The sequence below is a fragment of the Paenibacillus enshidis genome, assembly GCF_042136365.1.
In the GTDB taxonomy this organism is placed as follows: Bacteria; Bacillota; Bacilli; order Paenibacillales; family Paenibacillaceae; genus Paenibacillus; species Paenibacillus enshidis.
In genome coordinates, this window is the sequence record NZ_JBHHMI010000029.1 from 32,731 (window position 1) to 53,728 (window position 20,998).

Genomic DNA, 20,998 nt, shown 5'->3' on the forward strand with positions numbered 1-20,998 from the left:
AGCATTGTCATTCAGCAGCCGATCGCCCCGATGCTTGTGCAAATGGCGACAGAGATCCCCATGAGTAATCATTTGCACCAATTATTATTAAGTGCAATAAATATCTTATCAATAAAATCAATGATTTTACAATTACAAAGATAGATGGGCAAATCATCAAACAATTCTAGAGTCATCCATAAAATAGGTGGATGACTCTTTGTTCACAAAAAATTAATCTAGGTTTGAGATAGTTACTTTGTTTTGTTGGGTTCGAAGGCCAAATCTACAAAATCGCTTACATCGTGATCTTTCTTTATTTGACGGCTAAGGTAATTATCCTTCGTGATTTTGGGCGAAGAGTGATCATACGTTTCTGAGATCCAATCGATAGGAGCACCGTTTGAGTAAGCCATCTGCGCAAAGTAATGCCTCATAAAGTGGGGCGTGACCCTATTACCATGAATGGTGGTAAGCCCGGCTGCTGCCATATGCTCCGATAAAAAAGTGGATAGGCTCGATAAGCTGTAATACCTGCCAAAACGGTTGGGATAGAAGGGGGAGTTGTCCTCTTCATTCATCTCTGTGCAGACTCCGACCCGCTTCCGATATTCAATTAATACTTCTAAAACGTAATCCTTAATATGTACATGCCGGATCTTATCCCGCTTGGTCCTGGTGACGAGATAATATCGCTTACGGCGCCGGTCATAATACAAATCGCTCCAACCGGGAGTCCTTACCTCGTTCAGCCGCATTCCACTGGACGCTAAGAGCAATAGAAGGGACTGTACCTTCGGATTATCGTTATAAAATTCTATGGCCATCTTAAGATCAGATTCCTCGATATCCCGTTCCGGGATCTCCTCTTTGTTTTTCTTCACCTGCCGCAGTCCGCGCGCTATATTCTTTTTTAGGTAATCTTCCTCAAAGCACCATGTCAAGAAAGAGTGGATAACGATGACTTTTTTGGCTAGGGTGTTTGATTTGGCGTATTTCTGTTCAAGGCGAGTTTGAAGGACCTCCATATCGTACCGGGACAATTCCCTAATGTCGTTCTTGGCGATCGCAGTTACATACTCAAGAAATACTAACAGCGTCCTTACGTAGTCCTCCTTCGTTTTATCTTTCCTCTTTTTCTCCGGGTTGTGTACATAGAGATAAACCATACCTATATTTGAAACTTGTGAGAAATCGTAATTACCTTTTTCGTCCTCGATTGCTGATAGCTTTCCACGAACAAAAGAATAGTGATCTCTATTCATCAATAATTGTACAAGCTGATTATCATTAATATTAATTAATTCATTCTTTAATATAAACATTGATAAATCAGCTGAAGTAATATCTTCATTCAAATGTTATCACCACCTGACAGAATACTAACAAAATATATTATACCAAAATAACTTTTCAAAAACTTTGTTCATATTGATTTTATGCTTATTTTGACTTAAACCTAAAATAACTGTTTATTCTTTTAGATCGAATTTATTTATATAAATCACTATTAACATGAATTTAGATTTCAAAAAATAGTATTCAATAATATCAGCAATGAATGTTATAATACTATATATTCTATTTTTGATTGTATCAATAATATTGAAGTGACATTATAGAACAAAATAAAACCTATTTGATAACTTCAAACTCGATTTAGGAGTGAATACTATATATGAAAAATGCAATCTGTATTATTGATATTAACGAAAATTTCACTTGTACATGTGGTAATACATCAATTGGTGAAGGTTTCTTCCCTTGTGATCGTAACGGTAACTATACTGATCCTAGTTATGACTGGACGGGCTTTTATAAATGTAGAAGCTGTGAACAAATTATAAAGACAATGAAGGAGTATATTAACTTGGTGGATACTGCCAAGTTAATTGGGGTGACGCCCGCTTCCCTTTATAAAATCGTTAATCATGACGATTTGGAAAAGCGACTGGAGCCGATCAACCGAACAACCCATCGCGGTGATGGGGGCTTTCGCTTTCGCCTCAGTGATGTCCAACGTTACATAGAAAAATATGTGAAGAAGGATCTGACTTCTGCAGAAACTGCTCAACGGATCGGTCGCTCCGTTACTTTTGTACACAAGCTTATCCGTGACGGCAGGCTTCCGAGTTATGAGGATGAATACCGTGGTAAGAGAACCTATTTCATCAAACCCAAAGATTTGGAGCAATACATAGATGACAACCCTGACACAGGTAAGGTTCCGACTATATATGACAAACGACTCAGGCTATTTCTGTTCCAGCCCTTCATTAATGATGATAAATTAGCCCGAGTATTCGAACTAAAAAGAGTGAATAATCGCAAGGTTGAAGCCGTTATAATAACGGAAGATGGAGAGCAGCTCAGTTATGAAGCTGCAATTGAGCAGGGCTGGAAACCACAAAAAACCATTGCTGAGAAAAAGCCGATAAATGGCTATGGATATGCTCTTTTTGAATTTCCTCCTACTAAGAGAATTGATTCGATAGTCTATTCGGTCATCGAGACCCTCTTTGAGCATGCAGGGCCGTCTAACATGAGAATTGTGAGAAGTGAAGAGAAGATTATTGTCGAAGTCAGAAAGTGTGTCCTTAAAGGTATTATGCCGGCTACACACCCAGACCTTATCAAAGAACTGGGAGTATTCATGCAGTCTGGTAAAGTAATTCCTAAGTATGATGGAACCGTTATTGATACGGGACTGCTACCAATACAAGCATTTCTTACTGAGGAAGAGAAGCAGGATTTAATCGCTCAAGCAAATGTTCATAACATGTCTCTTCAGGAATGGGTAGAGTATCGATTAACGGAAGATCTCCCTCATAAGAGACGTCGTGATTGAATATTAGTTGAACGTATCGCGATGTCCGAATTAGAATGGGGAGAGAAGTAACATGTCTAGTGAACCAACAACCGCAAATCCATACCCACCCAGTAAACGAGTATCATTATACTGGCGTATTATCATACCGGTTGGCATTTTTCTTTTTACATTATTAATCCTTATTTTGATCCCAGTAGAAGAGAAGAAATATTTACTTCCTTCTAGTCTTGAGCCTGCACAAGAGCTATTTCGTTATAAAAATGAAAGCGGGATCTACATTCCGAGCCTGAAAGAAGAAAAAGTAGACCGTTTGTTCGAACATCTAATTCTAAATGCAATATATGGGGATGAATTACTTCACCAATTTGAAAAGCCAGAAAATCAGGTATCCGTTCTTCAGTTACCTACAATGAATGATTCTCCAGGGCGTGTAGAAATCACTGATAACGAACTACTTAGTAATAGTTTGCTTTATGTTGCACTACCGGCATATATAGCAGGGAGCCATGAAGCAGGGCAACCAGTTGACTTTGGATATGCCTTTGAAATTGTTAGTGTTCCTAACGGGGTCGGACTTGATGATATACTTGGCACTACCGTTATCACAATAAACAGCTTACCTCCCACAATGAAAATGATGAATGAACTGGTCCGTGAAAAGTCCACTCATGAATTTAAGTTAAGAACCTATGAGGGAGATATTGTGACGATGACCGTCTCACTATATGGAGTAAAAGTAAACGCACATTATACCCTTAATGAACTTTGGAAATTCAGTGACATGATGCGTTTTGATCTTGCGAATATAGGAGGTGAATCCGGAGGTGCAGCAACAGCCTACGAAGTCTATTTAAATAAGAAGGGAACCTTCAATAAACACGGAAACCTTGTAATAACTGGAGCAATTGATGTTGATGGGAATATAAGAAGCGTTGGAGGTGTAAAAGCCAAGACGTTTCTGGCCATCAAAAAATCTATACCGATCATGTTCGTGCCTTCTGGCGACAATTACGTAGAAGCGATACAAATGAAAGAAATACTAAATAGCAATATCCGCATATTACCAATTAAAAAACTTGGTGATATTGAGGCATTTTGGAACACCATAAATGAATAGCTTTAAGAAAAAACAAGTTTCATATGTGAAGTCTGGGAAAGGAAGTGATCGGATTGTTGATTTTCCCCCGAGGCATCTGTCAAATTTGCAGATGTACGGATACGAATGCTTGTGTAACAGAGGCCGGCCCCTGTTTTTGGGTGAATGAAGAGCACGATTTGTGTAGCAATTGTTATTCTAAAATGAATGGAGACGATGTAATTAATCTGGAGCTGGATGCAATGATCAATGTTCCTTTACATACCTTTGTTGATTTCCAATATTTTAGCAGATTTGAAGTGCCTATCATTTCGGTTACATACAATACATCTGATTTTCCTTATAAGTATGTAGGGCGATTATTTGATTTGAACCAACCAACTCCTTATCTTGTCATCAAGGATGGTCTGGATGAGCTTCGCCAGGGAATCCCACCGCAATTTTCAATGCTCGAGCGAAATGTTAATGATGACCCAGTAATTGTTGAGATTTGGGTATAGATCCCGAGCTGGAGGTAGTAGAACAATGAGTGATCTAGTAAATCAGGTGTGTGATAGTTGTTACAATGAGTATGATGATAACCTTGAAGGTGGAAAAGTCCAGAGGACTGACGGTGAGCAAATTGATCTTTGCAGTAAGTGTTATGAACGATATCTAAATTTTCAAAAAGAGCATGGTGAAGAAGTAACGGTTCTTGAAATTCAAAGCTTGAAGAAAAACTGGCAGCGCATGATTCAATTAGAGAACAAAGATATCGGTATGGATCGTAGACTGTATTGGACCTCCCAGCGCCTTGAAGTAGAATCACAATTACGTAGACTTGGAGCATCTCCACCCTTCAATCCATAGACACCAAAAAGGTAGACCTCCTTATTTCTGAACGTTTACCTTTTTAATCATTGCAATACTTAACCAATTACAATGCGGGTAGTGTCAGCTTCGCTGGTATTACCCCAGGAACTGAAGACGGCCATTCGGAGACCAAGACATCCCTAGCAAATCTACGAATCTGCGCCGCGGTGGAAACTGCAAGCACGGCGGGAAGACTTGGGCCGCTGGTGTGGTGTTGTTCGTAGTACCCCTGGGTATGTCTACCAACTATTATCTAATTATGATACTCTATATAATGAGACATTAGTAAAGGATGGTGACTTTGATGGGTGTTGAAAGTCGTGAAGGCGACAAAAATTGGGACGTTTATGATGAAAAAATCGAATCAAAGTGTAGTTGTGGGCGTGGCCAAAAAATTGAACACTATAGGACCGCATCCCACGAAAAGGTTCCTCGTATTGAGCGTGATCACATTCGTACTGAAATTCTTTGCAACACATGCAAGCCAGGTTCGGTATAAAAAGGCTGATAAAATAATCAGCTCATCTTGCGTAGCCCATAGAACAAGAACAGGTGACTTAATGGATATATTCGCCCATTGAATCACCTGTTCTTATGGCTTTATATCAAACCCCTTGTATGCGCAGGTTGGATGAACACACATAAGGATAACCACCTGATCGCCACCATAGCTTCTACAGCGCTCGCCTTTGAATATTCTCGCTACGCACTGTTGCAGATGCCCACAAGCAGCTCCCCGGCAGAGAACGATCACATTGGCGTATCCGATCATCCTGGTGGCTCCCTATACTCCTGACAATTCCGACTCCGGATGATCGCAGTTGCTCGTATCTTTAGTCCGGAAGTGTATTTCGCTGCTGAGACTGCGGGTCATAGCCACAGGCTCGCTCCCCGGACGGAGGCCAGGATCTGTGTCACGAGCGAAAGATCCGTCACGGTCGGGGGGCTGCTGCGCATGCGCGGAAAATTCCTCAACAGCTGGCCCCAGCCACACCACCGCAGGGTATACTACTGAAGATTCGCATCGGCGCGTCTGGCCATCCTGGTGGTTGCTTGCAGCAGCCGAGCCGCAACTCTGCCGCCTCCGGCGGACTTACCAGCGGACCCGGGCATCCCGCCGACCTTATGCAGCCTCCGTTGCAGCGCACTCTTCCGGAGTTCGCGATGGATCGTCTGTGTCCAGATAGCGTCAGTTCAGCGGACACCATTCGGAGATTCGTACAGGCACGACATGTCCCCGTGATGGTACTGCAGCCCATGGCCAATATGGAGCGCCAGCTTTCAAGCTCTGGCGGTCATGCCGGCCATGCAGCATGCATCGAGATCCGTTCGACGCTCGCTGGTAGATCCGCGTGTTATCTGCAGATTCCACAACTCACAGCCTCCGTAAGAACCGTACCAGCCATTCCGCCGTCCGCCTGCTTCCGGAGATCTACGTCGGCGCGACCGGTCCTTCTGGTGCTTGTCTGTAGCTCCTCGGCGCCATTTAACGGAGTTCAACCAGGATTACTGGTGTCTTCAGCACCCGCGTCTGGGATGTGTCGGCGGCTCCTGCCGTCCGATTGTATCTTCCACCTCATATACACTACGGGATTCGCCTCGGCATACGATCCTGCACTTGGCGTCCGAATGATCCAGAAGAGGGGGATCGATCCATTGCATCCGCTTGATGCTGTCCGCACCAGGCGGTTGTTGTGGAGCTGGCGGATGAATCGGAGGGGGCGGGCAGGCTGCCGCTTCACTCGCCTGCAGCTCCAGGCTGTGGCCACGCCAGCGGCGCACCTGGAGAAGAAGCGCCAGCACCGTCCGAATGTGTTGGCCGGGCAGCAGTGTGGAACTGTGCGGGGCCACGGCACTGGATACGGAGAATATTCTCTGCGAAGATTCAGGAATCCCAGCAGTGCCAGGATGCCCTACCACCTAAGCCGCAAGCGGTCGACGGGATCGCCCTGATTGGGATATCTGGAAGCGTCCGCGTCGCCGTACTCCGAGGACATCGGTCTATCACGCACCATTGCACGATCATTCACTCGCTCTCATAATCCTGCTGTCCAGCCGCAGTTTCGCCATGCCAGACCTTCATGTCAGCCTGAAGCCCGGTTATACAAGCGGCTGCTGAGATGAGGGGAAAGAACCACGCAGCCTACCGCCTGTCTCCGGATGAGATCCCCGCGGGTGTACCCGATCTGCAGATCCAATAAAGCCAAAAGTATGACTAGCCGTCCACCGGCAACCGCAGCATACGATTTCCGAATCTCCGTGCAGCCGGTCCGCCCCCTCCAGATACTTCTCAGCAGCCCCGACATCCCGCTTTCCGTCTGCAGCTTCGCCGCCACCGCATATGAAGCCAGAATACTGCCTGACGGATTTACTGCTTTCAGGCAAGTCTGGTGCTTTCCCGGACTTACAGCAGCAGACGTACTGTAGTTTATCCAGCGGCACTGTCCATATCGCCCGTAATATCCGTAGGAGCAACGTTTCCAGAGATCACCGGAAGACAGACTCTGAAATTCCGCCAAGCCTTCTTATGGAGTGTACTGTGTTAGTGATTGTTGTCTCCATGCCCCCGTAAGCGCCGTAATAAGAGAAAACCTTTCCAGGCTGATCGATTTTATTGGCTTCAAAAAAATATAAGTGAAAATTCATATATTTTCCTCCCCATCTTAAACATATTACAAAACAAACTTGACATCAATTTCTATGTATAATAAAATAATAAATGTATTCTTCTCCGCTTCGTTAGTAGGGCCGAATACACTTTCGAAAACAACCTTTCTCCGCTTCATTAGTGGAGCTGGGTTTTTTTATTATATACAAGCCTATTTATCGATTAAAATCTCTATAGTCTCCGTTTTGGACCTTTTGGATTCTATACTTAATTTCTTTTAAACACTCCATAAAAATAATTGCTTTTAAAATATCTTCAGCCTCTTTAGAGTCCCTAATATAATGAACATTAAATGTATCTAAGTTTATGGTCTCAGTCTGCGGTTTCCTAAACCAGGCGATACCGAGCCCATAGCGATCCAATCCAGGAATGAATCGACACGGAGCCCATAGTGATAAACATGCTTCATGCAGTTTTCCAGCATTTTATGCACTTCTTCCTACCCGGAAGGAAACATGCTCATTGACACTTCCGGCCAGTCGAGATCTTCCGGAAGTCGGCCAAGATTGTTCACTCGTAGCCATTCATACCATCGGCCATTGATCAAGGTTTCAGTCATTAAGGCAATTCTACGCATCCAGCCGAAACGGTGAGAATCTTCGACTGACTGTGGCGGCTGCACAAAAATAGGACCGCTTGCTCTCGGCGGCCCTCATGTAACGATGGAGCATTTCATCAGCTCCAAATTTCTCGATTAGACGATCAGCATATTCAGCTATCTGATTCGTCTTCATTTTTTTCTTCATAAGTTTTACCGCCTTTATTTTAAAATTAAGTGAGGGAAACATATGATTAATTAATTCAACATTCAGAATTACTATAAAATCCATTAGAAATGAAAGGATCTGTAACGTATGGAATTGAAATATCAAAAAGAACGTCGTCGCAAGGCCCTAATGGATCTTAGACGCCATGCTGGAAAAACCCAAAAAGAAGTCGCATTCATGTTGGAATTAACGCTAAAAGAATATAGGGAGGTTGAAGCGCTAAATCGAACCTTGAATGAACGACGAATAGAAATACTGGCTGAATATATAGAAGTGCCAAAAGAGAAAATAATTGCTTTATTAACTCCAATGGTTAACCGAAAAATGGCTCATCGAACGGAACTTGAGTCCGATTAAGGAGGAAGATATGGAAACCGATTATAGAGACTTGAAGAAATGCGATATTTGCGGTGTTGAACTGCCGGCTTATGAGGCGTACAGTTTCGATATACTTGATAAACACTTTCAGGTTGTTGAGACATACCAAGGACATGAGAAATGTATAGAAGCAACTCATAAAGAACCAGAGTAAGTGAAAGGTTAAAGGAAAAGCTGCAAATTAATCCGCCTGAGTAAATAACCATGGATGTGGAGGAGGGGATTACATGCTCAAAAAAAATTACCAAAAACATTGTTACTAACTTTGATATAATTGTAATAGTTATTGCAGCAGGAGAACCGTCGGCAATATTATATGCGTATGCTTGGTATCAGGTGTAAAATACATTGAAAGTGAGTGAAGGGAATGAAACGATATAATTTCAACTTGGGTTGGGGAGCTTAAACCTCTAAATAAAATGTGACAATATAAATAAGCACAGAAAGAGAGCAGTGTTCATTTTGAAGCTGCTCCTCTTTACATCAGTTTACAGTTCCTTTGAAATAAAAAGAGCTTACCACTATAGGTCTGGGAATGGTTACACCAGCACATGTTCGGCGGGATCAGCTCTAAATAAGTTTAGCACATTTTGATAACCGCTAAAAGCGGTTTTCTTATTATCATTCATTAATGATTGATATGTACATGCACAAGGTTTACATAACATTTATTATGTTCATCTACTTCACAAAAGCTGTATTTTGTACATATGTACATGTCACTAGAAAACCGCCCTTTTGAGCGGCATACTGTTGTACATTGACATAAAGTTCCCTACCAAAAATTAAAACCCCTTGTTTTATAAGGGGAATATTGTTTGGTGACTTTATGTCATTATACATTACTGTGAATCACTTTTCGTTTGCTGATTTTCCAGCCGTTTAATTTCCTCTTCTTCTCTTTTTACCATTTGCTTCGCCAGTTTAAGCATCTGTTTCCTGTGTTCAAGGTTGGTCGAATCATTTCCCCATCCAATAAAATTAAGTGAATTTCCATAGGCTACAAACATCCTTGGATCATCTGCGTGATGGGATTGAGCAACCTGCAACACGTTAGCGTGATTACCAATACCATAGTCATTGATATTATTACGACCGCTTAGGCCAAAACGGTTAAATCCATCCATACCTTCACTAATTTTATTTATAAATTCTTTAGGATATTTCTGAATCTGACTGAAGCCATCATTTAAGATTGTAAGTGTCGTCATGTATCCCATTTCTATGCTCACCTTCCCTTAACACATCTATTAATAATTTTTAATTGCTGCCTTCAACCAATCCAAATTGGCCGTATCATACTTCTCAATAATAAATGCACCATGTTTGTCTTCATGTGAAATTGACAAGTCATACTTTTTGCATACACTTTCAATTTCACTTAGAAAGTCAATCATTTCTTTTGGAACAACTTCGTTTTTTCCTGTTTTTTTTATTCCATATTTTGTTGTTCATCACGTCAACTCCCTATTATATAATTCTATTATACTTCATTTTCAATGAGAAAGGGACCCAGATTTTTTCATCTGAGTCCCATTTTTTAGATTGCATTAATCGTGAACTGTCCTTTTGAAGCAGTTTTGATTTCAAAGAAATACTGTTTATCGTTTTTAAGGCTGCTTAATTGTTTGCTTGTTCCAGGGGAAACCTGAAACTCGTCAATCACAATATTACCTTTATCATCCTTAACTCGCAATTGGGCGTTCCCATCACTGTTTGCATCATTTACGATCTCTTTATCCCAAAAAGCACTGTCAAATTTAATGAAATCCTGACCTTCGAATTTAAGGCTGCTCCATTCGCCAGCTTCATTTTCGACATTAACGCCCGCACTTGTTTTTGGGGAAAAGTAATCGTGAACAGGTTTAGCGTCCAAATACACAAGATAGGAACAAACAAGAATCATGGTTAATGTAACGAAAATCGCACCACTCAAACCAATTTTCTTGAGTTTACTATTAACCATTTCTCTCATTCAACTCCTTAATAAATAGAAATAGAGTATGTTCCAGTTACACTGCCTTTTCCTTGTAGAGTGTAGGTGCCACTATCCCAAGGGATTTGATCAAGTCTTACAGTTTTCCCCGGTGCAATTGTTTTTTCACTCCCTACTATTTGACCAGATTCATTTTTAATCCTTACAGTAACATTTCCTGGACTATCTGCGCCGTTTGTAACTTGTGGAGAATCATTGAACAAGTTGTTAGACGATGTAATATTACTAAAAGCATTTTTTGTCAGATAAGCTGTACCAGACCAGCTTACCATAATGCGGACTTCATCATTGCTATTCTGAGTTTCGCCAGCAGGAGCAGCCGTTACAACACCAGCCGAACTTCCCAACGCCAAAGTCAAAACACTTGCAGCAGACAATAGTGCAGCTTTTTTTGCAAAATTCATACTAAAACACCTCTTCTTTTATTTTTTGAATGTTTTAAGATTATGTAAGGTCTGATAACTATAATATACTAACATACTATATAATGCAATATATTCCTTGTAATTTTTTAGATTTTTCTAGAAATATGTTCCGATTTTAGATTTTTAGCGCCATAGTAAACCCGCCTATGCAGACGGGCTATAGTTCCAGCTTCGCTATATCAACATCAATAAAATATGAAACACCGTAAATTGGTTCATTGGTCAGTCAGCGACTTCCTGATCCGATGTGCGTATGGGTTCGATAGTCAGTTTACCATCAATGTATTTAAGCATTACATCCCCTTCAGCGTTTAATTTCATGTCCTCCCTGACAAGTATCGGGATCACAAATCTCCCATTTTTTGCTATTTTAGCTGCTATAACCAATCGAACATCAGCTTCAGCCATGATTGTACATTGACACAAAGTTCCCTACCAAAATGACACAAAGTACCCTACTTTCATGCATTTATGCCCTTTGTCTTTAATTAACGGAGCAAATTTGGAACTTGGTAAGCAACTTTACGTGTCATTCTCCAGTCTGGTGGGTAACTTTATGTCAATTTTCCAGCCTGGTAGGGAACTTTGTGTCACTAAAAATTGATACAAAGTTCCCTACCAAAAAATAAAAAAACCTTATTCTATAAGGGATTTCATGGTTGGTAACTTTATGTCATTCTACAAAAGTCCTCAAAGTCGAATTCGTTCAATTCGTCCAGCATCTTGTACTCTTCCTCCTTCAGATCCCCAGTCAGAATTTCCGCCGCCTACTCCGCGTGGACGCCCCACAGCTCGCCCAGCGTCTCGGCGATCATCGTCTTCTCATGCGGCGAGAAGGAGCTAAACGCCCGGTGCAGAAAGACGAGCGCCCGCTTGAACTCGTCGTCGTCCAGTGAATTGATGTAATCGTTCAGCTGCTCCCACAAGCTTATGCGCGACAGCAGGGCGTAGCGATTGCGCATGGACAGCCCCTCGAACCAGCCCGCCCCGAGGTCGGACGGAATGCCTGGAGACAGCCGACGGGATACTTCCGGGGCGCACTGCCCCGCGTCCATCTCGCCCCGCTCCAGCAGCAGCGGCACGAGCGGCGCTGTGTCTGCCCGGCGGATGTCGCCGTAGGCGATGATGCGCGACAGCTCCGCAGCGGACGGAGACGCCGATCAGCGCGGATGCCTCCGCGATGGATGTGCACGCTTCCAGCTTCTCGCGCAGCCGGTGCGCGCAAGCGAACTCGATCGTCTCGCCGAGCAGGGTGGACTCGGCCACCCGAATCTCGGCCTCCGGTGTCCATTGGATGATCCAGTCCTCGGCCCAGACCGCACAGTCCCCGCCCTCCGGCCGAGTGCGGACGAACGGAATCTCCAGCACCTCCAGCCGGTGAAACAGGAAGGAACGGTTCAGGACGAGGAACGCGGCCTACCGCGATGAAACCCGGCGGTTCTCCCGCAGGTCAAGCGACAGGTCCACTGCGACCGTGGTCTTGTATTTGGTCAGCTTGAACAGCTTCAGCTCGCGGTTCAGGTCATCCTGCAGCGGCGTCTACCTGACGCCTTCGGCATGGTTGCCGATCTCTGTGCCGATGTAAACACGGGCCGAGGCCTCGGCCACCACTGGCAGCTCACCGCGTCCGAGCAGCGTCGGCGCCGCATCGCGCAGCTCCAGCAGCATCGGCGCACTACCGCCGTGCAGCGAAGCCAGCCCTTCGGCCAGCCGCACCGCCTCGATATCCTCGGCGGTGGAGCGGGGTGTGCCGGACGCCCGCAGCAGCCGGGCCGCCATCGACAGATACAGCCTTGGCAGTTCTCGCTGCCAAAGCTCGCGGCCAGCGCCATGCTGTTGGTCAGCAGCGAGATCACTTCGGCGGTGGAGATGACCCCGCCCTGAGTCTTCAGCTTTTCTTTGCGGTCGAGCGTCATGCCGCTCGCAGCTCGCGAAAAATGGTCACGACCTTCAATAATGCCTCGTCGGCAGGCGGAGCCGCCTGAAGCTGGTACGAAGCGGCAATCTCGCTGACCCGCTTCTTGACGATAGCCAGCTCCGTCTCGAGGTCGGAAGGATCCGGCAGCACGATGATGTTAAAACGCCGCTTGAGCGCCGCAGACATCTCGTTGACACCGCGGTCGCGCGTGTTCGCCGTTGCGATGATCGAGAAGCCCTTGCGCGCTTTCTCGCTGCCGAGCTCCGTCACCGAGACGGTTTTCTCCGACAGAATGGAGATCAGCGCATCCTGCACTTCGGAGGCGCAGCGCGAAATTTCCTCGAACCGGGCGACGCTGCCAGCTTCCATCGCGCGCATGATCGGGCTGCGCACCAGCGCTTCCGGCAGGGGGCCATTTGCAAGCAGCATCGCGTAGTTCCATGAATAGCGGACCTGCCCTTCGCTCGTGCCCGCCGTTCCCTGCACGACGAGACCCGAATTGCCGCAGACCGCAGCGGACAGGTTCTACGATAGCCAGGACTTGGCTGTACCCGGCTCGCCGATCAGCAGCAGCTCGGGTCCGTGACGAGCGTCGTGATCGCCATCTCGACTAGCCGGTTATTGCCTATGCATTTGGGCGTAATATCCATTTTGCTGGCTTTACCTCCGGTAATGTAGGTCAACACAGCCCAGGGCGGCATTTGCCAGCCAGGAGGCTTGTCTTCCTTTTTCAGCGCCTCGATTTCTTCGTGGTAGAGCAGCTCCGCCGGAAGGCGCATGGCGTTCTGCGGCGCCCGTTCCCCTAGCTGGCCCAGCTGCGGCTCTAGCCGCTTCAGACGGAAATCGTCCGCCGCCAGGTCACTGCCCGCAATTTAAAGGCGGCGCAGCTCGCCTTGAAGTTCCTGCAATAATGCCGTGCTCATTCGCTTTTCCTCCCGATTCTCTGTTTTGATTTCAGATGCGATGCGATGCGATGTGATGTGAGGCGCTCAGTACAGCAGCCGGACGACCCGTTCTTCTTGAATCAGCGTCAGCGGCTGAGCAGCGAGACATCCCTTATCCATCTGATGCTCGAACATCACCAGCAAGCAGCTGTCTTCCAGTAGCAAAGGATCGACCAGTGACAGCAGCCGCGTCGATTTCTGAGGCAGCCGATATACGTCATTGAGCTTCAGCGTGTTGCCCGCAGAGTCGACCAGTGCGAAACCACCGGCTTCCGTCCGCACAATACGGGATGCCTTCAGCAGTACGACCGGCGCGCGATCGGCCAGCGGATCCTTGAGCTGGTTCTTGACGGCCTTGACCGCTTCGGGAATCGACGGCCAGGCCGCAGCGCAGGCGGCTTCAAGATCGGCAATTTCCGTCTTGCGCCGACAGCATACCCTCACAGCGTACCCGGGCGTTCATGCGCCCGGATAACGGTACAGCTCGGCAATCTTGGCCACGATTATGCTGCAACAGATGGCCGTCATAGTACATATATATGCACACGTCCATCTTTGAGAGCATCGTTAGCAATATAGAACTTCATAAGGTTCTCATATGAGATCCGAGTTGAATCAGGAAATACCTCGCCTACAATGGCTTTTATATGACCCTTAAAGTAATGTTTTGGAATCTCTTGCAAACTGCGTATATAAGGTTTTTTCCTGCAATCAATGATTATCTTCTTATTAATATTATCAATTATTTGGTTTAGAGTGACACATAACTCTTTTAGCTGGAGAATCATGATGGACCCGTGCCACCGCCTCAAAATTTGCGCTCTGCAGTCATAGATGATCAGATGATTCTCGGAACTTTTGTATCCAATGCTCATGAAGGAAGGAACTTTACCCATTTCGTAAAATAGACGGAGCTTCATGCTGCGATCAGTTTGTTTCTTGAAGGCATAGAGATCTACAGCCAGAATGACTTCTTGATTTAATTTATCCCTGGAGATGGAAAAATAAATGTCTGATGGAGTATCTACATTAGTCATATATTCCTTTACCCATTTAAGAAGTGGAGTATTACCAGAAACATCTGATATTTGAGTAAAGGGGGAAATCTCGATTCTATTCCTAGCTTCGGATGATTCAGGGATTTGGAACGTTTTTGAGGGTTGAAATCCTTCGTTTTTCTTCCATAATGACTTAATCCAGAACGAAAATGATTGCAAATTTAAGACCCCCTAATCAATTTGTACGAGTACCCACATTTACAGCATCGCTCTGCTCTCTGCTGCACTATTAGTTTCACCTTTACAAAATATAATGATAGACAAGGTAAAAAACAGCACTAAGGAAACCGAGAATAATAACAGCTATAGAACATCGAAACATGATACGAAACAAATATTCAGCATCCATAATAAGCACGTCCTTTCAATAAAATTTTTCCAAACGGTGTGTCAGGTGTAGCCACCTAAGCTTTTTCCTCGACTTGTTCATATGTTTAGAGCGCACCGCGCTGTGTCAAACAAGCAGGTTCAGGGACTTCAATATAACTAAAGTCTACTATATCGGAACCATCAATACCTATAGCATCTTGATCTTGTAAAAGTATGAGTATTTTATTCTGAGAAAAACAATCCAGGCGAGTTCTGTTAAAGTATCTATTCAGAGAGGTTCATTTATGCTCGAGCTGCAGATCAATTACCATATGGTAGGGATCAAAAGTTTCGGTTGTAATATAAAATTGGCCGGAAGGCTTAATCAGGTATCCTTCAGAATCCACAACTGGGTAAGCGGAAGGTAATTTAGTAATCTTCGTTTCCTCCTTAAGAATAGAAACTGATCCAGGAATCACCACGAGCACCTTGTTTATGTGCTCTACCTGTACAGCCGCATAAGGTCGACCCAGTTCTCGTGAATGTTTATTTTCCTTTTGCAGTGGATGCATTAAATCAACTCCTTATTCTAATTGAAGTGGTGGCCCTTTTAGAAAACAATCCATCAAATTCGATCTCCCCAATTTGATGGATCGCGTACTCAGCTGCAAGGCTGCCTCATATACTGAAATCTCACGTCCATTACCCTTTTGAGTCGATTCTTCAAGCCAATATATTTCTTGGAAAAAACTGAGGTATAGGCGCTTAAATGTCTCTGATTCCAACATCATTTCTTCCTGAGTTTTGAAGGGTACTTATTTGGTGTCTCCCTGCTCCTCTCCCTTGGGCTTACCCCGTTCCGCCTTCGGCTTCTGCGCTTCAATCTGCTGGCGTTGTTCAGCAGTGAGTAGATGCTGAGCATGCAGCTGCTTCCGGAGTTCACTCGCCTCATCTAGCAGTGCCCGGATCTCTGCTGTGTGTTTACGTTCGGCTGCCGCGAGTGCCTTCTCCTGAGCAATTTCGGCGCGTTCTGCGGCGTTCTGCAAGCGTTCCTCGTAAACGGCCTCTGCCTCTGCGATCTCCCTCGCTTGTCTTTCGGTTAGCTCAGTTAACTCGGTAAACCGTTGTTCTAACGCTACTGCTTGGTTAACCCGATTCGTAGTATCAGAAAGCATTTTTGATAGGCGCTCGATACGTTCCTTGTTCTCAGTGAGGATCTGCTCGTCCTTCGACGACGATTTTTGTAATGCCTCGACGAGCTGTCGCGTCTCCGCGATTTCCTTCTCCTGTTTGTTGATTATTTCTGTTGCTCCTAATAGGGCCTGATTTAGCCTTGTGATTTCGTCTTGCTGTGCCATAATCTCAGCAGCACGGTCCCCAAGCTTCCCCTCGTAATCCTCCGCGATCTGCAAGCGATCTGCAGCTTCCGTCTGAATCAACGAGACAAACATATCAACTACGCTCTTTGTGTGATATTCCAACGTTGAAATTTGTTTCTGATATCCGGCACCCACCCCTGACTTGAGTTGCTGCATCTCGTAAATTGAGGCCATGTGCTCTAAAAAATCGCCTTCATACTCGATTCCGGACTGTTTAAATAGGTCCTCGACCTTTTCCTTAACGTGGTCGAACACTTTATAGGCTTTCGGTCCCCTCTTACCGCTACCCTCGCTCATCCTTGTTCCCCCTATTGGTTTACTTGAAAACATTATAACATCAAGGGTTAACCAAGTAAACTTGGTTAACCACTAATAGAGCCCGGTGTATCCTACCGAGCTCTCCAATTCCGGGGCAATCGGAATTAACCAAACATCCTGCTTCAGGATCTTGTTGTAGATCCGTGTCTCACCCCGGACAGGACCAGCATGGCAAAGTGGCTGGCTGTTTTCACTTCGTCCATCGTTAAAAGGTAGACGGCACCAGCGTGGGCATCGGAAAACAGCCGCCAGCCGGGAACGGCCAAGAGGAGCTGAACGGTAGAAGCAAAAACAGTTCAATCTCCCCACTCAAGTAGCCTCCAGCCTTTCCACTGGTAGCTCTTGTGTTTTTTCTTCCCAAGCATAGAAGCTTTAATTGTCGAAATCCCACCCCAAGCCTGTTTGACGGTACCATCAAGCATTTCTTCATGTCTTCTTCTCTTCTTCTCTAGTCGGCTCTTGGCTCCGTGCGGGGTGTCAAGCGCGGTACAAGAACCTAGAGCGCCTTGGCCGAGGCGATCTGGCACGGCTTAGGCGCTCTGGTTATCGGGCCAAGTAACCCCGCAGCGGTGCGTACCGGCATTTAGGCGGCGTCTTTGGCCGCCTTAGTGCCGGTAGCATCAGCCCCTACACATCTTGAAAATAGACTAAAAAAGGACCCTCCATTGGTAGAAAGTGATATCCGGAATAAACGCTTGACATAGTACACCGTATAATTTATATTGATTTTGTAAACATTTGCTTTCTATACGGAAGCATGGATTGAAATTCACTTTTACAAGCTCAACATTATCGCTCCCGTTGAGGAGCGTGGATTGAATTAACCATTAGTTTAACTGTAACGCCAACCTATGGCGTGGATCAGAATCTCATGAAAAAGGTCTTGGATTACAATATCCTAGACCTTTTTCTATTATTACTAAACGAAAGGAATCTTTGTATGAGACAATCCCCCCCAACGAGTAAGCAACCTCGATCAATTGGGCAACGTTTGGAAAAAGCAAAAAGCCTTGAGAGTAAGAAAAAAATCGCCCTTGATTGGGCTACCAATTGGAAAAACGAACATGAACGCTTAATAAAAGACTTGGAGAGAGCGATCATCGAGGATGACTATGACTTGTTATGCAGAGCTACAGGACAGTTAAAAGTAGTCGGCCAAAAACGGTTTAATGCACTTCCTCGGGTACTATCACATATTTCAGAGGTTCAAACGGTAGCGGATACCGGTCACACTTCTTTTCATCAGTCTTCCCCTGAGATGCTACGAACTGAAACCAAGGAATGATCTAAAAAATTTACACTCCCAAAGCCCGTCAGCAGCCGTCATCATGGGAAATCAATAGGAACGGACATAATGCGGAGAAAACTGGTGAAATCGTTTGTAATCTTGTAGAATCGTTTGTAATCGTGTGGAATTATCCTGTCATACATGGTATACTCTGTTTGTAAGACGAATTGTAAGACAATCAATCCGTTTGACATCGCATAATCGGTAATTTCTTGACAGCAAAAAAACCGCAGCAGGTACAACTGCCACGGTCATTTGTGAGTCAAGTTTCAAAGCAATATCGGTGAGAAAACCCACCGGTGCCATATGCTTATAGACGTAACAGGATCTCTTCCTTCCCAAAGATAGAAGATCCTGTTACTTTTTTATGGACTGAATGTATTTCAACAGCTCGATCATAAACGTACCACCAGAAAACAACAGTGATAGGAGCACTACGGTCTCATTCATCTATCCACCACCTTTCAAAGCAAACTACCGATGGTGAATCCATAACTTGTATTGCATTCGTCCCTTGTCTCTACTGTCTAGTATATCAGGTAATTATTGGACAAGATAGACTGAGAATTAAAAAACTCTAGCAATATAATTATATTGCGCTCACATACAAATGGCAGCCTCCAAGGCTGCCCTTCTTCTCCTACTGCTTGAGAAATGAAACCACTCTGCAGATATACGTTTTTTCCAGTTTCTCGCTCCGTACAAACTCCCACGGTATATACGATATTCCAACGATCTTAAGAATCGGATCGGGTACAAATGGTAGATTCTCTAAATTCCATTCCTTGTAGCCCGGATATGTATCAGGTGTTTTTTGCTGAATAATGTGGCCAATCGCCCAGGTAACCACGTCACCCGACTGCAGGGTAATGTAACCCTTCTCACGTTTCGCAATGCCCAAGGCGGAAGCAATATCTCCGCCCATCGATGGCTTTTCTGCCAAAATAACCTTCAATTTAAGCCCTCCCCAGAACCCTACCAAAGGTTCTACCATTCTTTAGCCATATCAATTTCTTCGTCGAAATGTTCAAGCAACCCTTCAAGCGCTTGATTTACATCCGTGCCCCTGAAGACGTCATACTCGCCAAAGTCGATAAGCATTAACCTCTGAGTCTCTTTATCCCAAAACAAATGTTCCAATTTCATATCCCAATCATACCGCTTACGCTCAATGGCCAGCCTCATTGCCTTCTTATATTGTTCTCTTATTTTCTCCAGCTCTTCTTCAGACAGCATGCCATTTTCCATGAGGCTTTCAATGTCTTGGCCAGGTACTTTTTGCATAATCAAAAACTCTTGCTCTTCATAGGCATACAACACAGGAAAGTATGCAATTCCCTGTAAATCTTTGAGAGCATCGATGTCATAGTCCCTTTTTCCTTTAGGGGTAAACCTCTTAAAAACAAGGTCATACTCTGCAATTTCAAATAGCCAAGCTCTGTTCGCCCGAATAGGCATTGGATCAAGAGAAATTTTATTAAAAAAAAGATTTCTGTCTCCTGTCTCCAGAACAGATCGCAGATCAGAAGGGAGGTTTTTGATAAATTCTGTAGTTTTCATTCGATTCTCCTAACGTATTAATAGTAACTGAATGCAGCGCGTTTGATCCCCTTGAAAGCAGGCTTGAATTATACATGTGACGGCACACTCATTTCCGGATTTTCTACAACTTCCGGAGTCTCTACAAACTTCACTACTTTATTCTGGCCGGTATTCTTGGCCGAATCCAGCGCCCTTCCTGCCCGATTGAGCATTTCTTCTGCGCTCAGTCCTCCTTCATACCTGGCATAACCCATACTGACCGTAACGGCCGTGTTTTTCTCTACAGCGCCGCGTATCCGTTCGGCCAATAAAAAGGGATCCCCATGAACTTGCGTAAACACCGCAGCGATCTCCTCCCGCCCGTATCTGCCAGCAAACCCCTTACTGTGGCATTCATTCTGGATGTATTCAGCCACTTGCCGTAAAGCCTCATCCTCTTGGGAACCACGATAATAATCATCACCACTGCTTTGATCTGACCGGATTCGGCCGCATCGACCGCCTTTTTCATAAATGATTTCTGATTGAATAGACCGGTTAAATCATCATGCATCGAATGGTGAGTTACTCCTTGCAGCACATCCAGGACCCGGTTGAATTGCAGGAGAAAAACAAAAGCGTAAGCAGCCAGCAGAAGGATTGAAGCAATATAGGTCTGCTGAGGCATAAAGCTTTCGATGGCAGCTGCTACGGCATATCCAGCAAAGATAAACATCGATGCAGCATAAACGATCCTGTTTTGCATGGCCGGATAGACATAATAAAAGCAGTACACCGCATGGGCCAGAATGAAAAGAGTAGTCAGAATGATGCTAAGGGATCCATTCACGAAAGAAAATATCGTAGGGAGAACCAGGGCAATAAGTGCCGGCGCCAGGTACTCTTTGAACGGTATTCCTTTCTTCGTGTGGTAATAGCGATAGATGGACATCTGAACCCATAAAAAGGCCCCTGCCGTCACTCCTAAGAGAATGGCAGGGTTCCCCTGATGCTTTGCCTGCAGGAGCCCGATAATCAGATGCACAATGAAAGCAGCTGCGTATGAACCGGCAAGTTGCAAGTAAACTGGATGCCCCCATCGCCGGTACATAACAAGCGCTTGGAGTAGAAGAACAGCAATGAGCGTTTCAACAACCGATATGATCCCCAAATGATTTCATCCTTTGCAATAAATGAGAGCGTTTAAACTTCCGTGTAATTGGTAACAATATCCATAAAGGAGATGTTACCCATGGAAGTGAGCAAAAACGA

21 protein-coding genes and 2 pseudogenes are annotated in these 20,998 nt (G+C 44.8%); 7 read left to right on the forward strand and 16 right to left on the reverse strand.

What is annotated here, in order from left to right; translation table 11 throughout:
• Window positions 1-233: 233 nt before the first annotated feature.
• Window positions 234-1,337, reverse strand: coding sequence for a tyrosine-type recombinase/integrase (locus tag ACE41H_RS21480; RefSeq protein WP_375357607.1), 1,104 nt, complete (start codon window positions 1,335-1,337; stop codon window positions 234-236).
• A 320-nt stretch (window positions 1,338-1,657) separates the two neighbouring features.
• Between ACE41H_RS21480 and ACE41H_RS21485 the strand changes: the two genes are divergently transcribed.
• The 4 genes from ACE41H_RS21485 to ACE41H_RS21500 all read left to right on the forward strand — a co-directional run bounded on the left by ACE41H_RS21485 (window position 1,658) and on the right by ACE41H_RS21500 (window position 4,754).
• Window positions 1,658-2,827 (forward strand): helix-turn-helix domain-containing protein, encoded by a 1,170-nt coding sequence (locus tag ACE41H_RS21485; protein WP_375357608.1) that lies wholly within the window; start codon window positions 1,658-1,660, stop codon window positions 2,825-2,827.
• 52 nt (window positions 2,828-2,879) lie between these two features.
• Window positions 2,880-3,926, forward strand: a complete 1,047-nt coding sequence (locus tag ACE41H_RS21490) for a S16 family serine protease (RefSeq protein ID WP_375357609.1) — start codon at window positions 2,880-2,882, stop codon at window positions 3,924-3,926.
• Between the two features lie 221 nt (window positions 3,927-4,147).
• Window positions 4,148-4,405, forward strand: a complete 258-nt coding sequence (locus ACE41H_RS21495; RefSeq protein WP_375357610.1) for a hypothetical protein — start codon at window positions 4,148-4,150, stop codon at window positions 4,403-4,405.
• A 25-nt stretch (window positions 4,406-4,430) separates the two neighbouring features.
• Window positions 4,431-4,754, forward strand: coding sequence for a hypothetical protein (locus tag ACE41H_RS21500; RefSeq protein WP_375357611.1), 324 nt, complete (start codon window positions 4,431-4,433; stop codon window positions 4,752-4,754).
• Window positions 4,755-6,275: 1,521 nt separating this feature from the next.
• Here the strand turns inward: ACE41H_RS21500 and ACE41H_RS21505 are convergent.
• The 3 genes from ACE41H_RS21505 to ACE41H_RS21515 form a co-directional block, all read right to left on the reverse strand.
• Window positions 6,276-6,677: a hypothetical protein gene (locus tag ACE41H_RS21505; protein WP_375357612.1), complete on the reverse strand. Its 402-nt coding sequence runs from the start codon at window positions 6,675-6,677 to the stop codon at window positions 6,276-6,278.
• A 164-nt stretch (window positions 6,678-6,841) separates the two neighbouring features.
• A complete protein-coding gene (locus tag ACE41H_RS21510; RefSeq protein ID WP_375357613.1) occupies window positions 6,842-7,276 on the reverse strand; it encodes a hypothetical protein in 435 nt (144 codons plus the stop codon).
• 718 nt (window positions 7,277-7,994) lie between these two features.
• Complete coding sequence (locus tag ACE41H_RS21515; protein ID WP_375357614.1) at window positions 7,995-8,171, reverse strand: hypothetical protein; 177 nt, start codon at window positions 8,169-8,171, stop codon at window positions 7,995-7,997.
• A gap of 108 nt (window positions 8,172-8,279) precedes the next feature.
• Between ACE41H_RS21515 and ACE41H_RS21520 the strand changes: the two genes are divergently transcribed.
• Both ACE41H_RS21520 and ACE41H_RS21525 read left to right on the forward strand, forming a co-directional pair.
• Entirely contained in the window at window positions 8,280-8,549 is a 270-nt protein-coding gene (locus ACE41H_RS21520) for a hypothetical protein (RefSeq protein WP_375357615.1), read from the forward strand.
• A gap of 10 nt (window positions 8,550-8,559) precedes the next feature.
• A complete protein-coding gene (locus tag ACE41H_RS21525; RefSeq protein ID WP_375357616.1) occupies window positions 8,560-8,724 on the forward strand; it encodes a hypothetical protein in 165 nt (54 codons plus the stop codon).
• Window positions 8,725-9,412: 688 nt separating this feature from the next.
• Here ACE41H_RS21525 and ACE41H_RS21530 read toward each other — a convergent pair.
• From ACE41H_RS21530 to ACE41H_RS21570, 9 genes and pseudogenes are all read right to left on the reverse strand, one after another.
• Window positions 9,413-9,790 (reverse strand): hypothetical protein, encoded by a 378-nt coding sequence (locus ACE41H_RS21530; protein ID WP_375357617.1) that lies wholly within the window; start codon window positions 9,788-9,790, stop codon window positions 9,413-9,415.
• 320 nt (window positions 9,791-10,110) lie between these two features.
• The gene (locus ACE41H_RS21535; protein ID WP_375357618.1) at window positions 10,111-10,536 is read right to left on the reverse strand and encodes a hypothetical protein; all 426 of its coding nucleotides are present in this window, start codon (window positions 10,534-10,536) and stop codon (window positions 10,111-10,113) included.
• A gap of 17 nt (window positions 10,537-10,553) precedes the next feature.
• Window positions 10,554-10,970 (reverse strand): hypothetical protein, encoded by a 417-nt coding sequence (locus ACE41H_RS21540; RefSeq protein WP_375357619.1) that lies wholly within the window; start codon window positions 10,968-10,970, stop codon window positions 10,554-10,556.
• 689 nt (window positions 10,971-11,659) lie between these two features.
• Window positions 11,660-12,794 (reverse strand): annotated as a pseudogene (locus ACE41H_RS21545) (DUF5682 family protein); the annotation flags it as partial.
• A 2-nt stretch (window positions 12,795-12,796) separates the two neighbouring features.
• A pseudogene (locus tag ACE41H_RS21550) lies at window positions 12,797-13,688 on the reverse strand (ATP-binding protein); the annotation flags it as partial.
• 210 nt (window positions 13,689-13,898) lie between these two features.
• Window positions 13,899-14,297: a hypothetical protein gene (locus tag ACE41H_RS21555; protein ID WP_375357620.1), complete on the reverse strand. Its 399-nt coding sequence runs from the start codon at window positions 14,295-14,297 to the stop codon at window positions 13,899-13,901.
• Window positions 14,298-14,377: 80 nt separating this feature from the next.
• Window positions 14,378-15,070, reverse strand: a complete 693-nt coding sequence (locus tag ACE41H_RS21560; RefSeq protein WP_375357621.1) for a hypothetical protein — start codon at window positions 15,068-15,070, stop codon at window positions 14,378-14,380.
• A 449-nt stretch (window positions 15,071-15,519) separates the two neighbouring features.
• Window positions 15,520-15,792: a hypothetical protein gene (locus ACE41H_RS21565; RefSeq protein WP_375357622.1), complete on the reverse strand. Its 273-nt coding sequence runs from the start codon at window positions 15,790-15,792 to the stop codon at window positions 15,520-15,522.
• A gap of 243 nt (window positions 15,793-16,035) precedes the next feature.
• Window positions 16,036-16,896, reverse strand: coding sequence for a hypothetical protein (locus tag ACE41H_RS21570; protein ID WP_375357623.1), 861 nt, complete (start codon window positions 16,894-16,896; stop codon window positions 16,036-16,038).
• 892 nt (window positions 16,897-17,788) lie between these two features.
• On the opposite strand from ACE41H_RS21570, the gene ACE41H_RS21575 reads away from it, so the two are divergent.
• Entirely contained in the window at window positions 17,789-18,202 is a 414-nt protein-coding gene (locus tag ACE41H_RS21575; RefSeq protein WP_375357624.1) for a hypothetical protein, read from the forward strand.
• A 643-nt stretch (window positions 18,203-18,845) separates the two neighbouring features.
• On the opposite strand, the gene ACE41H_RS21580 is transcribed toward ACE41H_RS21575, so the two are convergent.
• From ACE41H_RS21580 to ACE41H_RS21590, 3 genes are all read right to left on the reverse strand, one after another.
• On the reverse strand, window positions 18,846-19,160 hold the full coding sequence (locus tag ACE41H_RS21580) for a hypothetical protein (RefSeq protein WP_375357625.1): 315 nt from the start codon (window positions 19,158-19,160) through the stop codon (window positions 18,846-18,848).
• Window positions 19,161-19,192: 32 nt separating this feature from the next.
• Window positions 19,193-19,765: a protein kinase family protein gene (locus tag ACE41H_RS21585; protein ID WP_375357626.1), complete on the reverse strand. Its 573-nt coding sequence runs from the start codon at window positions 19,763-19,765 to the stop codon at window positions 19,193-19,195.
• A gap of 68 nt (window positions 19,766-19,833) precedes the next feature.
• Complete coding sequence (locus ACE41H_RS21590; protein WP_375357627.1) at window positions 19,834-20,163, reverse strand: diguanylate cyclase domain-containing protein; 330 nt, start codon at window positions 20,161-20,163, stop codon at window positions 19,834-19,836.
• Window positions 20,164-20,998 lie beyond the last annotated feature (835 nt).

Bases quoted from the DNA above. Each gene is read 5' to 3' on its own strand.
- ACE41H_RS21485 (WP_375357608.1), top strand. From the start codon at position 1,658: ATGAAAAATGCAATCTGTATTATTGATATTAACGAAAATTTCACTTGT.
- ACE41H_RS21490 (WP_375357609.1), top strand. From the start codon at position 2,880: ATGTCTAGTGAACCAACAACCGCAAATCCATACCCACCCAGTAAACGA.
- ACE41H_RS21495 (WP_375357610.1), top strand. From the start codon at position 4,148: ATGATCAATGTTCCTTTACATACCTTTGTTGATTTCCAATATTTTAGC.
- ACE41H_RS21500 (WP_375357611.1), top strand. From the start codon at position 4,431: ATGAGTGATCTAGTAAATCAGGTGTGTGATAGTTGTTACAATGAGTAT.
- ACE41H_RS21515 (WP_375357614.1), bottom strand. From the start codon at position 8,171: ATGAAGAAAAAAATGAAGACGAATCAGATAGCTGAATATGCTGATCGT.
- ACE41H_RS21520 (WP_375357615.1), top strand. From the start codon at position 8,280: ATGGAATTGAAATATCAAAAAGAACGTCGTCGCAAGGCCCTAATGGAT.
- ACE41H_RS21525 (WP_375357616.1), top strand. From the start codon at position 8,560: ATGGAAACCGATTATAGAGACTTGAAGAAATGCGATATTTGCGGTGTT.
- ACE41H_RS21530 (WP_375357617.1), bottom strand. From the start codon at position 9,790: ATGGGATACATGACGACACTTACAATCTTAAATGATGGCTTCAGTCAG.
- ACE41H_RS21535 (WP_375357618.1), bottom strand. From the start codon at position 10,536: ATGGTTAATAGTAAACTCAAGAAAATTGGTTTGAGTGGTGCGATTTTC.
- ACE41H_RS21540 (WP_375357619.1), bottom strand. From the start codon at position 10,970: ATGAATTTTGCAAAAAAAGCTGCACTATTGTCTGCTGCAAGTGTTTTG.
- ACE41H_RS21565 (WP_375357622.1), bottom strand. From the start codon at position 15,792: ATGCATCCACTGCAAAAGGAAAATAAACATTCACGAGAACTGGGTCGA.
- ACE41H_RS21570 (WP_375357623.1), bottom strand. From the start codon at position 16,896: ATGAGCGAGGGTAGCGGTAAGAGGGGACCGAAAGCCTATAAAGTGTTC.
- ACE41H_RS21575 (WP_375357624.1), top strand. From the start codon at position 17,789: ATGAAAAAGGTCTTGGATTACAATATCCTAGACCTTTTTCTATTATTA.
- ACE41H_RS21585 (WP_375357626.1), bottom strand. From the start codon at position 19,765: ATGAAAACTACAGAATTTATCAAAAACCTCCCTTCTGATCTGCGATCT.